Annotated in this window: 14 protein-coding genes; 9 read left to right on the plus strand and 5 right to left on the minus strand. The window is 68.6% G+C overall.

Annotation, left to right across the window (positions count from 1 at the left end):
* Window positions 1-104: 104 nt before the first annotated feature.
* Genes P2PM1_RS20805 through P2PM1_RS20815 form a run of 3 tightly spaced genes read left to right on the plus strand, consistent with a single transcriptional unit; the run spans window position 105 to window position 2,567 of the window.
* On the plus strand, window positions 105-971 hold the full coding sequence (locus P2PM1_RS20805; protein WP_186386691.1) for a prohibitin family protein: 867 nt from the start codon (window positions 105-107) through the stop codon (window positions 969-971).
* Between the two features lie 4 nt (window positions 972-975).
* On the plus strand, window positions 976-2,352 hold the full coding sequence (locus tag P2PM1_RS20810) for an ABC transporter substrate-binding protein (RefSeq protein ID WP_186400375.1): 1,377 nt from the start codon (window positions 976-978) through the stop codon (window positions 2,350-2,352).
* A complete protein-coding gene (locus P2PM1_RS20815; RefSeq protein WP_186386693.1) occupies window positions 2,349-2,567 on the plus strand; it encodes a hypothetical protein in 219 nt (72 codons plus the stop codon). The genes P2PM1_RS20810 and P2PM1_RS20815 overlap by 4 nt, the downstream gene beginning before the upstream one ends.
* A gap of 287 nt (window positions 2,568-2,854) precedes the next feature.
* Here P2PM1_RS20815 and P2PM1_RS20820 read toward each other — a convergent pair whose 3' ends face one another.
* From P2PM1_RS20820 to P2PM1_RS20830, 3 genes are all read right to left on the minus strand, one after another.
* Window positions 2,855-3,520: a YcjF family protein gene (locus tag P2PM1_RS20820; RefSeq protein ID WP_186400376.1), complete on the minus strand. Its 666-nt coding sequence runs from the start codon at window positions 3,518-3,520 to the stop codon at window positions 2,855-2,857.
* Between the two features lie 193 nt (window positions 3,521-3,713).
* Window positions 3,714-4,433 carry a DUF697 domain-containing protein gene (locus P2PM1_RS20825; protein ID WP_186400377.1) on the minus strand — a complete coding sequence of 240 codons (720 nt, stop codon included), beginning with the start codon at window positions 4,431-4,433 and terminating at the stop codon, window positions 3,714-3,716.
* Window positions 4,430-5,086: a ParA family protein gene (locus P2PM1_RS20830; RefSeq protein ID WP_186400378.1), complete on the minus strand. Its 657-nt coding sequence runs from the start codon at window positions 5,084-5,086 to the stop codon at window positions 4,430-4,432. Before P2PM1_RS20830 ends, P2PM1_RS20825 begins: the two co-directional genes overlap by 4 nt.
* Before the next feature lie 201 nt (window positions 5,087-5,287).
* Between P2PM1_RS20830 and P2PM1_RS20835 the strand changes: the two genes are divergently transcribed.
* Window positions 5,288-7,120: a hypothetical protein gene (locus P2PM1_RS20835; protein WP_186400379.1), complete on the plus strand. Its 1,833-nt coding sequence runs from the start codon at window positions 5,288-5,290 to the stop codon at window positions 7,118-7,120.
* Here P2PM1_RS20835 and P2PM1_RS20840 read toward each other — a convergent pair.
* Window positions 7,047-8,036, minus strand: coding sequence for a hypothetical protein (locus P2PM1_RS20840; RefSeq protein ID WP_186400380.1), 990 nt, complete (start codon window positions 8,034-8,036; stop codon window positions 7,047-7,049). The genes P2PM1_RS20835 and P2PM1_RS20840 overlap by 74 nt on opposite strands.
* A 38-nt stretch (window positions 8,037-8,074) precedes the next feature.
* Window positions 8,075-8,644 (minus strand): DUF2585 domain-containing protein, encoded by a 570-nt coding sequence (locus P2PM1_RS20845; protein ID WP_186400381.1) that lies wholly within the window; start codon window positions 8,642-8,644, stop codon window positions 8,075-8,077.
* 199 nt (window positions 8,645-8,843) lie between these two features.
* Between P2PM1_RS20845 and P2PM1_RS20850 the strand changes: the two genes are divergently transcribed.
* The 5 genes from P2PM1_RS20850 to P2PM1_RS20870 all read left to right on the plus strand — a co-directional run bounded on the left by P2PM1_RS20850 (window position 8,844) and on the right by P2PM1_RS20870 (window position 14,842).
* Complete coding sequence (locus P2PM1_RS20850; RefSeq protein WP_186400382.1) at window positions 8,844-10,484, plus strand: peptide chain release factor 3; 1,641 nt, start codon at window positions 8,844-8,846, stop codon at window positions 10,482-10,484.
* Between the two features lie 204 nt (window positions 10,485-10,688).
* The gene (locus P2PM1_RS20855; RefSeq protein ID WP_244301584.1) at window positions 10,689-11,198 is read left to right on the plus strand and encodes an NUDIX hydrolase; all 510 of its coding nucleotides are present in this window, start codon (window positions 10,689-10,691) and stop codon (window positions 11,196-11,198) included.
* Between the two features lie 96 nt (window positions 11,199-11,294).
* A complete protein-coding gene (locus tag P2PM1_RS20860) occupies window positions 11,295-12,791 on the plus strand; it encodes an inorganic phosphate transporter (RefSeq protein ID WP_186400383.1) in 1,497 nt (498 codons plus the stop codon).
* A gap of 135 nt (window positions 12,792-12,926) precedes the next feature.
* On the plus strand, window positions 12,927-14,291 hold the full coding sequence (locus tag P2PM1_RS20865; RefSeq protein WP_244301586.1) for a DUF2157 domain-containing protein: 1,365 nt from the start codon (window positions 12,927-12,929) through the stop codon (window positions 14,289-14,291).
* Window positions 14,288-14,842 (plus strand): GDYXXLXY domain-containing protein, encoded by a 555-nt coding sequence (locus P2PM1_RS20870; protein ID WP_186400385.1) that lies wholly within the window; start codon window positions 14,288-14,290, stop codon window positions 14,840-14,842. The genes P2PM1_RS20865 and P2PM1_RS20870 overlap by 4 nt, the downstream gene beginning before the upstream one ends.
* Window positions 14,843-14,918: the final 76 nt, after the last annotated feature.

The following is a 14,918-nucleotide window of genomic DNA, read 5'->3' on the forward strand; positions in this document are numbered from 1 at the left end:
CTTGCAATCGGGCGCGAGAGACCGGCTTATAGCAGGCTGGAACCGCGGCGGGGCTGGCCCTATACTGCCGCACTGTTCACCGTAAAAAATGGCGAGTCGGCCGAATGGCGCTGGACGATGAGTTCGAAGACTATGAAGAGTTTCTTCGCAGCGAGCGCCAGCGACGGGTCCAGATCTATACTTTGCTGGTCTTGCTGTTGTTTGGCGTCGGGCTGGTAACGCTCTGGAACAGGGTGGTCGTCACCATTCATTCCGGCGAGGCCGGCGTTCTCTACCGCTGGGTTTCCGGCACGGAGATGAGCAACATCTATGGCGAGGGCCTCCACATCATGTGGCCCTGGAACCGGATGTATGTCTACAACGTCCGCCTGCAGACCGAACAGCGCCAGTACCACCTGCTGACCCAGGGCGGCTTGCCGGTCAGCCTGGAGATCGCCATCCGCTACAAGCCGGATCTGCGGCTGCTGCCGCTGCTGCATGTCACGGTCGGGCCGGAATATCTCGACAAGGTGGTGTTCCCGGAGACCGAGGCAGTGCTGCGCCGGGCCGTCGGCCAGTATGCGCCGGAAGAGGTCTATACCAGCCGGCGCGGGTTCCTGGAATCGATCGTCGTCAACAGCCTGACCAATGTCGAGGATCGCTATGTGGTCGTCGACGACGTCTTGGTGCGCAATGTCGAGCTGCCGCCGGCCATCCGCCTCGCCGTCGAGCGCAAGCTGACGCTTCTGGAGGAGGAGAAGGCCTACCAATACCGCATCGGCATCGAGAAGCAGGAGGCGGAGCGCAAGGCCATCGAGGCGGAAGGCATCCGCCGCTACCAGGACGTGGTCAAGCAGAGCCTGACGGAGGACCTGCTGCGCTGGCAGGGCGTGCAGGCGACCAGGGACCTCGCCTCCTCGCCCAATGCGAAGACGGTCGTGATCGGCGCGGGCAAGGACGGCCTGCCGCTGATTCTCGGCGGCGACAGGTAGAGCGATGGCGAGGCCGCCCGTCGCGAGGAAGATCGGTCCGGTGCGCCGGCCTGGCTGGCTGCCTGTCGCTGCGGGCGTGATTGCCGCATGGCTGGGCCTCGTCGCCGTGATCGTCGCGGTCAGCGGGATCTCCCTGCCCGAGCGGATGGCCGCCTATCACGAGATCATTTTCGGCGACAGTTCGGACACCGCGAAGATCGCGCTGGTCTACGCGGACGAGAGCCAGATCAACAGCTTCACCAATGGCGCCCGGCTCGCGGCGACCCATGTCAACGCGCTGGGCGGCATTCTCGGCAAGGATCTGGAACTGCTGCTGTTCCAGGAAGAGGTCTCGTTCGGCGAAGGCGGGTTCGAGGCGACGGTGGTCAGAACCATGCGCCTTGCCAGCAAGGTGGTGAAGGAGAGGGGCCTTTTTGCCGTCATCGGGCATGAGTGGTCCGATACGGCGATCACCGCGAGCGCGATCTACAACCGCAACGACGTTCTCTATGTCGCCACCCATGCGACGGCATCGGCGCTGACGAATCACGGCTTTTCCCTGCTGTTCGCGCTGCAGCCGGACAACAGGGACAACACCGAGATGGTGGCGCGCTATGCGCTCGGCGCCGGGCTGCAACGCTTCGTCGTGCTCACCGACAAGAGCGACTACGGCAAGGAGGCCGGCGACTTCTTCAGCGCGGTCACCGCCCTGCAGGGCGGGGATCTGGTGTTCCGGGGCTTCCTGCCGGGGCACAACCGGTCGGTCGACCAACTGCTGATGTTCATCCTGGACAACAAGCTGTTCGGCGCCGCCGATTACGACGCCTTCTTCGTTGCCTCCGCGATGACCCTGGATACCGCCGATTTCATCAAGCGGGCGCGGGAACTGGGCATCAACAAGCCGGTCCTGGGGCTGGAATACATGTTTTCCAACATGATCGAGGCGCATGTCGGTCATGCGAACATGAAGGATGTGGTCGGCGTGTCGATTTTCGACAGCCAGAGCGTCGACGACCTCTCCACGGCCTTTGTCAACGAATACATGCTGACCTATGACGAGCCGCCGGATCTCAGCGCCGCGCTCGGCTACGATGCGGTGATGCTGCTGCGCGACGTGAGCGAGCGGACGGGCACTCTCGATCCAAGGCAGGTGTCCGATGCGTTGAAAGTCGCCCGTTACGGGGTGCCGTTCGAGGGCGTTACGGGTAAGATCGTGTTCGATACGAGTGGACTGATCACCGACACCGAGGTCTTCGTCGTGCGCCACGACGGCACCCGGTTCCGGACCGTTGCCGGCTATCGCAAGCCGCTGGAGTGGTCGTCCCAGGAACTTGTGAAAGGCGATGAGGGAGGAACGCTCGTGCCCGATCCCGCCGCCAACAGGGAGCGCGCCGTGCCATGACGATCTTCGTCAATCCTTGGGTTCTGTTCATCTGGGTCATCGCCAGTTGGATCATCGGCATGCTCGGGCGGGACACCCGCTTCGGCTTCGTCGGCAATTTCCTGGTTTCGTTCCTGTTCAGCCCGGTGGTGGGGATCATCGTGCTGCTGGCCTCCGACCGCTGGGCGGCTTCGGGGCGCCGGCGCGAGGAACGCCGCCGGCCCGGCCGGCTGTGATCGCGCCGCGATCAGGTTCGCGCATAATCCTGTTTTCGGCCGCGCGTGATCCCGCGCCCGCGCGCCCCGCCGCCCCGTCCCTCTGAGCGCCCCGTCCCTCTGAGCAAAGATCCCGACACCGACCGGTCGGGAACGCTGCCAGCCTGAACGACATCGCCACGAGTGCTCTTGCGAGCGTCGCCCCAGAGTCAAGACAAAGTCGCCGCGAACGCTCTTTCGAGCGTCGCGGCGATATATCGGACGGACCTGCCTGCCCCGCCTGGGGCGGGGCTTCGATCTCAGGACGTTCAGGACGCCTTGGCGGTGGCCTCTTCCACCGTCTCGGCAACCTCTTCGGCGCCGCTGCGCACCCGGTCGCGCGCCCGCTTGGCCACGTCCTTGCCCTTCTCGAACTGCTCCTTGTAGAAGGCGCGCATCTTGCTGGCGTCGAAGTCGAGCAGCGAGCCGCCATCCTCATAGTGCCGGGCGATCGAACGGCCGACCGCATAGGTCGAGGCGCCGGCCACCACGGGCAGCGACACCATGCCGACCATCCAGCCGATGCCGGGAATGAGCTTCGTGGCGCTCGCGGCAACCGCATAGCCGGCGCCATAGCCGAGCACGCCGCCCGCCAGCGCGTAGACCACCTTGCGGCCGAGCTTGTCGGAGAACGGTTTGTCGTAAAGCTGGGAGAGCTTCTGGATCATCCGGAGCTGGATGGCCACCACGGCGGCGATGTCGAAGATCGCCACCGGCACGATGCTGACCGCGACGGAGGCGATCACATAGTCCTTGGTGAGGTTCTCGGCCGTCAGGTGACGGGTGATGTCGTCGTCGGAAAGGGCCGCGGCCGCCGGCGCCTCGTCCGCCGCGATGTCCTCGGCTGCCGTCTCGGCTGCAGCGGCCTCGATGCTGCTGTCGACGTCGCTGTCGTTCTCGGCGGCGGTCTTCCCGGCGGGGGTCTTGCTGGCCATCCAAAGTCTCCTGATGTGTCCGAAGGCGCCTGACGCGCGAAGGTTCGAATGTTGCCGCCAGATGCAGGCTGAACGCTCTCTGCGAAATTCCGATGAAACGGTACTCTGTCGAACGAAAAAAGGAAAGGCTGGCACAGCGACGACGAGCGCTTCGGCGATCTCTCCGGCCGGGCAAGGGAGGCGCGCGGGCCGCTTAGGCCCGGTGGTCGCCGCCGTCCGCCGGCTCGCCCCGCTCCAGCTTCTCGAGGAACACGTCGCCGATCACCCGGGTCAGCGCGACGGCGGAGGCGGCGGTGACCGTCATGCCGACCAGATTGGGGCCGGGCGCCATGCGCAGCAGGCTGGTGGTGGTGAAGCTGGCGATGCCGGGCGCACCGACGCCGGCGAGCAGCGACGCGGTGATCCGGGCGCTGCGGTCCCGGTCGAGCGGCACCCTGTAGCAGCGCGACAGCTCCCGCAGCATCCTTGCGACGAGGGCGGCGACGGCGGCAAGGTCGACCCAGGGCAGCGGCACGAAGCCGGCAAGTCCCGCCAGCGTTGAATGCCGCTCGATGATCAGCCGTGCCCGGATCCGCTGCAGGTCCCGTCCGGCGGGCGGGCGGGTGCTGAGGGCCCGGGTGGGGGGAATCGGGGCGTCTTCGGGTCGTCCTGCTGCCGATTGCGCGGTGCCGGCGGGCTCTGCCTGCCGGGGCGTTTCCGCCGTCGCCGGGCCGCCGGCATCGGGCCGGGCCGCGTCGGACGCTGCATCGAGTGCCGGATCGGCATTCTGCCCGGCTACCTGCCCCCCGGTTGCCTGCCCCCCGGTTGCCGGCTCGGCTGCCTGCCCGGTTGCCTCCTCGGCGTCGGCCGCATTGATCTCCCGGCGGATGTCGTGGATGGTCCGCTGCAGTGTCCTGGGGAGTTTGCGGCTCATGCGCTGCGCGCCTTTCGCGTTGCCAGCAGGGCCTCGACCTCGTCGGCAAGCTCGCGCACGTCCTGCGCCGCCGCCCCCTCGGGCTGGATCAGCGTCGGCGTCGCGCCATAGAGCGCGGCCTCGGCATAGGACACCCGGTTCTGCAACTCCTGGCGCAGCAAGGGGAACCCGGCCTCTTCCAGCTCGGCCCGGATGTGGCGGGCGATCACGCTGCCGCGCGTCGTCTGCGTCAGCACGCAGCGGAAGGTCGGCGCCCAGCCCTGGACGCCGGCCATCAGCAGGCCGACCGTATCGGTCATCCGGTCCACGTCGAGCGGCGAGGGCTTCACCGGGATCAGCACCAGATCGGCGACCGCAAGGCCCGCTGCGGTGATCTCGCTGTCGAAGCCCGGCGTGTCGACAAGGATGATGTCGTGGTCGCGGGCCTGCTCCTTGACCGCCTTCCACACGTCCCGGTCGGCGCGCCCGATCACCGGCAGGCCGCCGAGCGCCTGTTCGCGCCCCGCCAGCCGCAGCACCGAATGCTGCGGATCGGCGTCGATCAGCAGAACCTTCCAGCCACGTGCCTGCCAGTGGACGGCAAGGCAACTGGCCAAAGTCGACTTGCCGCTGCCGCCTTTCAGCGACGCGACGGTAATGACCTGCGCGCTCATTGCCGATCCGGCCCCCGCTGATTCCCCGTTTGCGTTGCGTTAACTATAGCGCAGTTCGGCGCGGCGGGATGCCTCTCCCGCAGGCAATCGCAGGCAAACGCGGGCGCGCGGCCTGCGCGCTTGCGCTTGCCGCCCTTCTCCGACATGAACGGACCAGCCGGGGCGGCGTCCGCCGCCCGCCGCGCTTGCCCGGGGCCTTTCATGTCGCTCACCCTCGTTACCGCCGCCGATGCCGCCTTCGCTCCGACGCTGGCGCAATATCTGGGCAGCGTGCAGGCGCACGGGCTCCACACCGACGCGCGCATCGCCGTCTACGATCTCGGCCTGGAGCCCGGCGAGCGGGCGCGCCTTGCCGCGCGCTTTCCCTTCGCGGAATTCCTGCCCTTCAGCCTGGTGCCCTATCCCGCCCATGTGGCGCCCGCGACCGGAACCTATGCCTGGAAGCCGCTGGTGATTGCCGACGCGGCGGAGCGCTTCGGCGGCCGGATCTTCTGGTTCGACAGCGCGACGCTGTTTCACGACGCGCTCGCCGAACCGCTGGCCGAGCTTGCCCGCCACGGCGTCTACACCCTGTCGGGCCAGTCCAACCTGGCGCAGCGCTGCGCGGTGTCGATCCGCGAGCGGCTCGGCGTCGATCCGGCCTTTCTCGACCGCCGCATCCGGGTCGGCGGGGTGGTCGGCTTCGATCTGCAACAGCCCACGGCTCGCGACCTTCTCATCGACTGGGCGGAGCTGGCGCTCGACCCAAAGGTCTTCATTCCGGCGGCCCGCGACAACAGCCACAACGCCGACCAGGCGATCCTGTCGATCCTGCTGTTCCAGGCCGAGGCCGCCGGCCGCCTGGTCTTGAACGAGGGCGACATCGACATCAGCTCGCCCCGTCCGGTGCGCTGGATGAGCTCGCGCAACAAGCTGAACCCGGCCCGTCCGCGCTGGAGCGATCCGCTCGCCCGCCTGTGGTACCGGCTCTATAAGGCCGGCGACCGGGCGAACCTGCGCTGGCAGGATTTCTACCGCCGCCGCATCCTCGGCCTGCATCGCTGGCCCAAGGAGAATTTCCGCACCTATGTGATGCGGGCGGGCGATGCCGTACCGACGCCGGTGCCGTGCCCGGCGCTCAGCTATTACGCCGACCCGTTCCTCTGGCGCCGCGACGGCCGCCTCTGGCTCTTCGTCGAGGAATTCCGCTATCCGGAGCAGCTCGGCCGCCTCATCGCCATGGAGCTTGGCGAGGACCTGCGCCCCGGTCCTCTCATCCCCGTCCTGCCGCTGCGCGAGCACGCCTCCTATCCCTTCCTCTTCGAGGCGGACGGCGCGCTCTACATGCTGCCGGAGACCTGCGCGCTGGAGGCGCTCGACCTTTATGTCTGCGAGCGCTTCCCCGACCGCTGGCGGCGCGTCCGGCGGATCTTCGAGCGCGTGGATGCCGTCGACAGCGCGCTGTTCCGGCATGATGGCGCCTGGTGGCTGCTCACCTGCGAAAGACCGCCGGGGCAGGGCGGCGCGCGCACGCTGGCGCTGTATCGCAGCGACGATCTGCTGACCGGCGCCTTCGAGCCGCACCCGGTGAACGGCGCGCACCTCTTCGCCGACGGCAGCCATGGCTTCGGCCGCGGCGCCGGCAGCATCCTGCGCGACGAGACGGGCCTCCTGCGCGTCATGCAGAAGAACCTGACCTATTACGGACAGGGCGCCGAGCTCCGCCGCATCACCCGTCTCGATGCGGACGGCTACAGCGAGGAGCCGGCCGAGAGCGACCATCCGCTGGCGCGTCTCGCGGCGCTGGCCTCGCCCCACCACATCGCCCTCCACGACGATGTCGTCGCCTTCGACGTGCGCGCCCGCGTCGGCTTCGTCTCCGGCCTGCCATGGATCGGCCGCCGGCTGAGCGCGCTCGATCCGGCGGCCAAGCGCTTCCTGTCGAGGGCGCCCGGGCTTGCCGGCGAGATCGCCTCAGTGGTCAGCGCGGCGTGTCGGCGCCTGCGGCCAGTCGATGGCCGCCCACCGTCCAGCGATCCGCCATGTGACGGATGACAATGGTGTTGTTGCGGCTCTCTGGCGTGCCTTCGCCGCGATTGACCTTACCCAGGCTGTTGGCGCGGTAGAACGACTGGCGGGTGAAGAGCTGGAACCCCGCCCGCGCCGCCGGCACCACATATTTGCGCGCCGCGCAATGTCCGGAAATCCACACGTCGTCGACATAGAACGCCGCCGGCGGGGCGCCGCGATGGGTCAGCATCCCCTCCATGTCGGGGAAGAAGCGCGGCCGCACCAGATAGCCGGAAAACCCTTGCAGGATGTCGATCTCGTAGCGCTGGCGCAGCCGGCGGGCGCGGACCGGCGCCGGCGGCAGCATGTAGAGATTGGTGCGCACCGTCGTCGGCCGGTCGGTGAAGTCGCCCGGCACCACCCAGCCCGACAGGCCGAGGGCGGCGTCCGGATCGGCCTCGGCCTCGCGCGCCAGCACCTTCAGGAAGTCGGGCGGATAGATCCGGTCGTCGTCCACCACCACGATGGCGGCATTCGCATCAAGGGCGGTGAGGCTTGGAAACAGCTTCGTCGCCGGGCCGAAATCCTCGCAGCGCACGATGGTGACGGTGGCGAGCCCCGCCAGCCAGTCGGGGATCTCGTAGCCGCAGTTCTCCCGGCGCGAGTGATGCGGCACGTTGAGGCGGATCTCCGCTGGCGGCAGCGACTGGTCGAGCAGGCTCTTCAGCGTCATGCCGATATGCGCGATGCGGCTCGGGATCGTCGTCAGCGTCACCACCGGGCCGCGCGCCTCGGCCGCCTGCGCCGTGCGGTCCAGCTCGGCGATGTCGCGCCGCGCCAGCCTGCGGGCGCGGATGAGATCGGCGACCAGCGTTTCGCCCTCGAAGAAATCATGGACGGCGATGGCGGTTGCCGCACCGCCGCCGATGGCGGCCAGCACCAAGCCTGTGACGAACGACATGGGATCCTTTCCTTGGCCTTCGTTTGCTGTCTCGGCGCTCAGAGCGCCTGCTGCCACTCGCGGATCGCCTCCACCGGCCAGACCAGCATCAGCACGTTGAGGGTGAGGTTGTCGCGGATGACGGCGAGGGCGACCAGCTCCATGGCGATCGCCAGCAGCACCGTCACCCAGATCGGCAGCCGCAGCGCCAGCCAGAAGCCGACCAGCATCCACAGGACGTCGAAGACCGAGTTCAGCACGCTGTCGCCGGTATAGCCGACGGCGATCGTGCCTTCCCGGTAGCGGTCGATGATCCAGGGGCTGTTCTCGACGATCTCCCATGCCGCCTCGATGAAGATCGAGCCGACCGCCCGCCAGCCCATCGAGAGCCGCGGCGTCAACAGGTGGAACAGCCCGTAGAACAGCATCCCGTGGATGATGTGCGAGGGCGTGTACCAGTCGGAGATGTGCTGCGAATTGTCGGCGGAGGAGACGTCGGCGGTCCACAGCTTGATCTCGCCGCAGGTGCAGATCGGCACCCGCCCCATCGCCAGCAGGATGACGGCGGTCAGCACGATCAGCGCGAGCGCGGCGAGAAGGGGGAGGGCGCCTTTTCGCGAAAGCGTCATTAAGGGGTATCCTGCATTGGGGCAGTTGCGGGGGAAGGGCTTCGCATGAGCCGCCAGCTATGGGCGGTAACGCGGCCATGCGCAAGCGGCACTGGAATTTGCCGGCGCAAGCGATTAGACCTTCGCCCACGAAAGCGGGCCTTCGCCCACGAAAGCGGGCCGCAACCGGCACTACGCCACGAAATTCCATGGAGAGCGCATGAGCCTCACCGAAGCCCAGGCCGACGGCGGCCGGGACACGGCGCCGGACGCGGCAAGCCACCTGTCGCGCCGGACCTTCGCCATCATCTCGCATCCGGACGCCGGCAAGACGACGCTGACGGAAAAGCTGCTGCTCTCCGGCGGTGCCATCCGCGCCGCTGGCCAGGTCCGCGCGCGCGGCGAGCGCCGCCGGGCCCGCTCCGACTGGATGAAGATCGAGCAGGAACGCGGCATCTCGGTCTCCTCCTCGGTCATGACCTTCGAGCGCGACGGCATCACCTTCAACCTGCTCGACACGCCGGGCCACGAGGACTTCTCGGAGGACACCTACCGCACGCTGACCGCCGTCGACGCGGCGATCATGGTCATCGACGCGGCCAAGGGCATCGAGACGCAGACGCGCAAGCTGTTCGAGGTCTGCCGCCTGCGCGACATCCCGATCATCACCTTCGTCAACAAGATCGACCGCGAGGGCCGCCACCCGCTGGAGGCGCTGGACGAGATCCAGGAGGCGCTGGCCCTCGATGTGGTGCCGATGACCTGGCCGGTCGGCATGGGCTCCGATTTCTTCGGCGTCTATGACTGGCAGGCGAAGCGCTTCCTCACCTCGTCCGAAGGGCGCGGCACCCGCTTCGACACCATCATCGACGTCGCCGGCCTCGACGATCCCGCACTCACCGAGCGGGTGTTCCCGACCGTGCTCGCCGAGCTTCAGGAGAATGTCGAGCTCGGCTCCGAGGCCTATCCGGCCTTCGACCGCGAGGCCTTCCTGGAAGGCCACATGACGCCGGTCTTCTTCGGCTCGGCGCTGCGCGACTACGGCGTCGAGGAGATCATCCAGTTCATCGCCCGCTTCGGCCCGGCGCCCCATGCCCAGCCGGCGACGACCCGCGTCATCCGCCCGGAAGAGCCGAAGGTGACCGGCTTCGTCTTCAAGGTGCAGGCCAACATGGACCCCAAGCACCGCGACCGCATCGCCTTCGTGCGCCTGTGCTCGGGCGTCTTCCGGCGCGGCATGAAGCTGAAGCATGTGCGCGCCAACAAGACCATCGCCGTCTCCGCGCCGATCTTCTTCTTCGCCGAGGAGCGCGAGCTTGCCGAGACCGCCTATCCGGGCGACGTCATCGGCGTGCCCAACCATGGCCAGCTCCGCGTCGGCGACACCTTGACCGAGGGCGAGGAAATCCATGTCACCGGCCTGCCGGCCTTCGCTCCGGAAGTGCTGCGGCGCGTGCGCCTGGCCGACACGATGCGCGTCAAGCAGATGCGCCAGGGGCTGATGGACCTTGCGGAAGAAGGCCTCGTCCAGATCTTCAAGCCGCAGATCGGCTCCAACTGGATCGTCGGCGTCGTCGGCGTGCTGCAGCTCGATGTGGTGGTCGACCGCCTGCGCAACGAATATGCGACGGAAATCGGCTTCGAGGCCGCGCCCTACAGCACTGCGCGCTGGATCGAATGCGACGACGAGCTCAAGCTGCGCAAGTTCCTCGACAGCAACCGCGCCAGCGTCGCGGAAGACCGGGACGACCGCCCCGTTTACCTTTTCAAGAACTCTTGGGAGGTAAATTATGTCGGTGAGAAGAATCCCGATATCCGGTTCCGCGAAACCCGCGAGATCGTGCATACTCCCGAAGGATAGACCGGTCGGCGGACCGGGGCGGACGCGGCGCGGCGGACGACGGGTCAGAGGGATCGCAGGCAAGTGAAAAGGCGTAATATGTGCGCCTTTTTCTTGCAATGCACAGCGATGCATCCTATCTAGAAACGAAGCCTCGTTATTTCGACGGCTTCCTGATTCTATGCGATTCGTCAAAGGCTAAGTGATCGAAGGGGGCTTGTTGCCATGGCCCTGGCAGTTCCGACCGTACCCAAGGCGCCCGCGCGCATGTCCCGCGTGATCGAGACCCTGCGCCTGTGGCTCGGCGGCAAGCCGGAGGCGGTGCAGGTCGCGGCCCTTCCCTGGCGGCGCGATGGCGAGGGGCGTCTGCAGGTTCTGCTGGCCACCAGCCGCGACACCGGGCGTTGGGTCCTGCCCAAGGGCTGGCCGCAGAAGGGCCGCTCGCTGAGCGAGACGGCGGCCGCGGAAGCCTGGGAGGAGGCGGGCCTGTCCGGCCGGGTCGGCAGCGAGCCGCTCGGCAGCTATTCCTATCGCAAGCTTCTCGACAATGGGCTGCGCCGCCGCGTGCGCGTGCAGGTGTTTCCGCTGGCTGTCGCCGGCGCGGCGCAGGACTGGCCGGAAAAGGGACAGCGCGAGTTGCGCTGGTTCGATCCGGCGGAGGCCGCCCGCAATGTCCACGAGCCGGAGCTGTCCCGCCTGCTTGGCAATGCCCGGCTGCTGGAGGAGTTGCGGTGAGGCGCGTCCGCGCCTGCGGGGGCGGGGGACGCGCTTGCTGCCACGGTTGATCGCGGACGTCGCCAAATCGTCATTTGCCCGGCGCAGCATGGCGCCATGAGCGACAGGAACCCCGCCAGGATCCGCACCACCCTCGACAAGGACCTCGACAAGTTCACCTATGTCGAGGAAGCGACCACCTATCTGTCGCGCTCCTATGTGACGCTCGGCTTCGGCGTTCTCTTCCTCGTCCTCGTCGGCTGTCTCGCCGCCTTGCTGCTGGCGGAGACCTCGCACTGGTTCCTGCTGACCGCGGCCGTGGTGCTTGGCGGCTACATGGCGCTCAACATCGGCGCCAACGATGTCGCCAACAACATGGGGCCGGCGGTCGGCGCGCGCGTGCTGACCATGGGCAGTGCCCTCGTGCTGGCGGCCCTGTGCGAGAGCGCCGGCGCGCTGCTGGCCGGCTCCGGTGTCGTCTCGACCATTTCCTCCGGCATCGTCTCGGCCGAACAGTTCGCCCGGCCGCAGGATTTTCCGCTGGCCATGCTCGCCGCGCTCGTCGCCGCCGCCCTGTGGATCAATCTCGCCACCATGATCGGCGCGCCGGTGTCGACGACGCACGCCGTGGTCGGTGCGGTCGTCGGAGCAGGGCTGGTTGCGGCCGGCACCGTGGCGCTCGACGGGCTGACGCTGACGGCGATCGCCGCCGGCTGGCTGGTCTCGCCGGTGCTGGGCGGCGTTGCGGCGGCGCTGCTGCTGGCCTTCATCAAGACTTTCATCCTGCGCAGGAGCGACCGTCTCGCGGCGGCCCGGCGCTGGCTGCCGGCGATCTTCGCGGCGATGGCCGGCACGTTCACGCTCTATCTGATCCTGGTCGGACTGCCGGCCCTGCGCGGTGCCGGCGCCCTGCCGGTCCTCGGCCTTGGTGCCGTGGCCGCCGGGCTTGCCTATGCGATCTCGCGCCCGGCGGTGATCCGGGCGGCGCGGGGGCTCGACGACAGGAACCAGTCGCTGCGCCATCTCTTCCGCCCGCCTCTGGTGGTTGCGGCGGCGATCCTCTCCTTCGCCCACGGCGCCAACGATGTCGCCAACGCGGTCGGGCCGGTGGCCGCTATCTTCTCCGCTCTCGGCGAGGACGGGGTCGGAGCGCCCGATGGCGTGCTGCTGCTGCCGGTGCTGGTGGTCGGGGCGCTCGGGATCTCGCTCGGCCTGCTGCTGTTCGGGCCGCGCCTGGTGCGCATGGTCGGCGAGCGCATCACCCGCCTCAACCCGATCCGCGCCTTCTGCGTGCTGCTGGCAACCGCCGCCACGGTGCTGCTCGCCAGCGCCGCCGGCCTGCCGATCTCCTCCACCCATACGGCGGTCGGCGCGGTGTTCGGCGTCGGCTTCTACCGCGAATGGTACATGAACCGGGAGCGCCGCGCGCGGGCAGCGGCCAATCCCGCCGACCTGCTCGCCCGGCCCGAGGCGGGCGAGGCCGCCGACATCCGCCGGCGCATGCTGGTCCGCCGCGCCCATGTGCTGACCATCGTCAGCGCCTGGATGGTCACGGTTCCGGCCAGCGGGTCGCTCGCCGTCCTCGTCTGGTTCGTCCTGTCGGCGGCCTTGTGAGCGCTGGACGGGACTGCGGGCCGGCCGTTGCCGCGCGCGTGCGCGACCCGTTGCGACTTGACGGGCGGGGCGATCCGTCCTCATGAAGGTCCGACGACCGCGATCCTCACTCCCGACGGGAAGGGCTACGACTTGATGAACCGTGCAGGCTACCTGAAGCAGCTCGAAACGGATCTTGCCCGCTGGGCCGCCAATGGCTGGATCGGCACTGAGGGGCTGGCGAAGATCCGGGCCGAGATCGGCGAGGCGCCGTCCGGCTGGTCGCGCCTTCCAGCGCTGTTCGCCGGCATCGGCACCATCTGCCTCGCGCTTGCGGTCGCCGCCTTCGTCGCCGCCAACTGGGAGGTGATCCCGCGCGCGGTCAAGCTGGTCGGCATCGCGGCGCTGCTGCTGGCCGCCCATGGCTTTGCGGCGGCGATGGCGGCGCGCGGGCTGCGCGCGGTCGCCGATCTTGCGACCATGTTCGCAACCCTCGTCTTCGTCTGCGGTCTCGCCCTGGTCGGGCAGATCTATCATCTGCCCTCGGACTGGCCGGGCGGCGCCCTGCTGGTTGCCTGCGGCGCACTGGCGGCTGCCTGGCTCTGCGGCTCGCGCGCCTCGCTGGTGGCGGCGGCGGTGGCGTCCCTTGCCTGGCTGTGGTGGATCGGCGATCCGCCGCGCCCGACATGGGCGCAGGTCGCCATTGCCCTGGCTCTGCTGCTGGCCTGCCTCCTCCATGTGGCGCGCATGACCTCCTTTGCCGGCCGCTGGTCGGTGCTGCTGCTGTTCGCGGGCATCTATGGCTGGCTCTTCGCCGCCTGGCTCGACACCAATTACCTGCTGTCCTCCAGCGACATGGAATTCTCGATCCTGCCGATGGGCACGGCGTTCGGCGCCTTGCTGGCGGTCTGGGGCTATGTCCTGTCCGGCGCCGAGCACGGGGCGGCCGAGCACCTGGTGGCCGGTCGCCGCGCGGATCTGATGGCGCTCGCCCAGTCGGCCTCCGGCTTCGGCATCCTGGTCCTGGTCGGCACCGTCGTGCTGACGCTGGTCATCGGCTTCACCGAAACCGCATCGGATGAGGTCGCCATCGAGATCCCGCATGTCTGGCCGCTGCACCTGACCCTCGCGGTCATGCTTGCCGGCCTCGTCTGGCAGGGCGTCGCGTCGCCCGGATCGCGGCCGCTGCGCGCGGTCGCGGCGGCGGCGGTGCTTGCGGCGGCGTCTCCGTTCGTGCTGGTCTTCCTGCCGGGCGACACGGTGCTGCTCGCCGCGCTCACCCTGGCCGCGCTGGTTGCGGTCAGCGCCGCCGGCTCCGCCGCCTCGCTCTCGGCCTGGAGCTTCGCCGGCAATTTCGGCCTCGCGGTCGCGCTGCTCTTCCTGCTCTACGAGACCGTCGGCTCGCTGCTCGGCCAGTCGGTGTTCTTCTTTGTCGCCGGCCTGCTGCTGGTGGCGGTGGCGATCATCTCCGCACGACGCCTCAGAAAACGGGCCGCAGCCACCGGGGAGGGCGGACGATGAGCGCGCTGCTTGCCTCTCCCTGGACCCGCTGGGGCCTTGTCGCCGTGCTGCAACTGGTGCTGATCGGTCTGCCGCTCGCCGACCGTCTGCAGGTCCATTGGTTCGGCCGCGAGGTCACCCTGGCGCTGCGCCCCATCGATCCGCGCGACCTGCTGCGCGGCGATTATGTCATCCTCAATCCCGAGATCGGCCAGGTCCTGCCCGAGGCCGGCGTGCCGCAGGGCCTTGCGAGCGGCGATGAGGTCTGGGTGGTGGTGGAGCCGGACGATGAGGGAATTTCCCGCGCCGTTGCCGTGCTGTCGGCGCCGCCCGGCGATGGCCGCATCGCCCTGAAGGGGCGGGTCACCGGTGTGCCCGCATCGGCCTCAGGCGCGCTGCGCGTCGACTACGGCCTCGAAACCTTCTTCGTGCCGGAGGGGCAGGGGATCGAGATCGAGCGGATGCCGGCCGACCGCGTCCGTCTGGTGGTGGCCGTCGCCGACGATGGCCGTTCGGCGCCGCTGCGCCTGATGGCGGATGGCGAGGTGCTGCTCAAGGACAGCGCCTTCTGACCACGGCCGGCGGCCTGCTCCAGGTCCCGGCTCCCCGGTTCGCCGCTCCCCGGTCGCTTTGTCGCAGCCCGCCTCG

Origin of the sequence: Stappia sp. P2PMeth1 (assembly GCF_900185735.1) — a bacterium.
Lineage (GTDB): Bacteria > Pseudomonadota > Alphaproteobacteria > Rhizobiales > Stappiaceae > Stappia.

What these genes read in the sequence shown, in the direction of transcription:
- P2PM1_RS20805 (WP_186386691.1), top strand. Translation starts at nt 105, where the DNA reads ATGGCGCTGGACGATGAGTTCGAAGACTATGAAGAGTTTCTTCGCAGC.
- P2PM1_RS20810 (WP_186400375.1), top strand. Translation starts at nt 976, where the DNA reads ATGGCGAGGCCGCCCGTCGCGAGGAAGATCGGTCCGGTGCGCCGGCCT.
- P2PM1_RS20815 (WP_186386693.1), top strand. Translation starts at nt 2,349, where the DNA reads ATGACGATCTTCGTCAATCCTTGGGTTCTGTTCATCTGGGTCATCGCC.
- P2PM1_RS20820 (WP_186400376.1), bottom strand. Translation starts at nt 3,520, where the DNA reads ATGGCCAGCAAGACCCCCGCCGGGAAGACCGCCGCCGAGAACGACAGC.
- P2PM1_RS20825 (WP_186400377.1), bottom strand. Translation starts at nt 4,433, where the DNA reads ATGAGCCGCAAACTCCCCAGGACACTGCAGCGGACCATCCACGACATC.
- P2PM1_RS20830 (WP_186400378.1), bottom strand. Translation starts at nt 5,086, where the DNA reads ATGAGCGCGCAGGTCATTACCGTCGCGTCGCTGAAAGGCGGCAGCGGC.
- P2PM1_RS20835 (WP_186400379.1), top strand. Translation starts at nt 5,288, where the DNA reads ATGTCGCTCACCCTCGTTACCGCCGCCGATGCCGCCTTCGCTCCGACG.
- P2PM1_RS20840 (WP_186400380.1), bottom strand. Translation starts at nt 8,036, where the DNA reads ATGTCGTTCGTCACAGGCTTGGTGCTGGCCGCCATCGGCGGCGGTGCG.
- P2PM1_RS20845 (WP_186400381.1), bottom strand. Translation starts at nt 8,644, where the DNA reads ATGACGCTTTCGCGAAAAGGCGCCCTCCCCCTTCTCGCCGCGCTCGCG.
- P2PM1_RS20850 (WP_186400382.1), top strand. Translation starts at nt 8,844, where the DNA reads ATGAGCCTCACCGAAGCCCAGGCCGACGGCGGCCGGGACACGGCGCCG.
- P2PM1_RS20855 (WP_244301584.1), top strand. Translation starts at nt 10,689, where the DNA reads ATGGCCCTGGCAGTTCCGACCGTACCCAAGGCGCCCGCGCGCATGTCC.
- P2PM1_RS20860 (WP_186400383.1), top strand. Translation starts at nt 11,295, where the DNA reads ATGAGCGACAGGAACCCCGCCAGGATCCGCACCACCCTCGACAAGGAC.
- P2PM1_RS20865 (WP_244301586.1), top strand. Translation starts at nt 12,927, where the DNA reads ATGAACCGTGCAGGCTACCTGAAGCAGCTCGAAACGGATCTTGCCCGC.
- P2PM1_RS20870 (WP_186400385.1), top strand. Translation starts at nt 14,288, where the DNA reads ATGAGCGCGCTGCTTGCCTCTCCCTGGACCCGCTGGGGCCTTGTCGCC.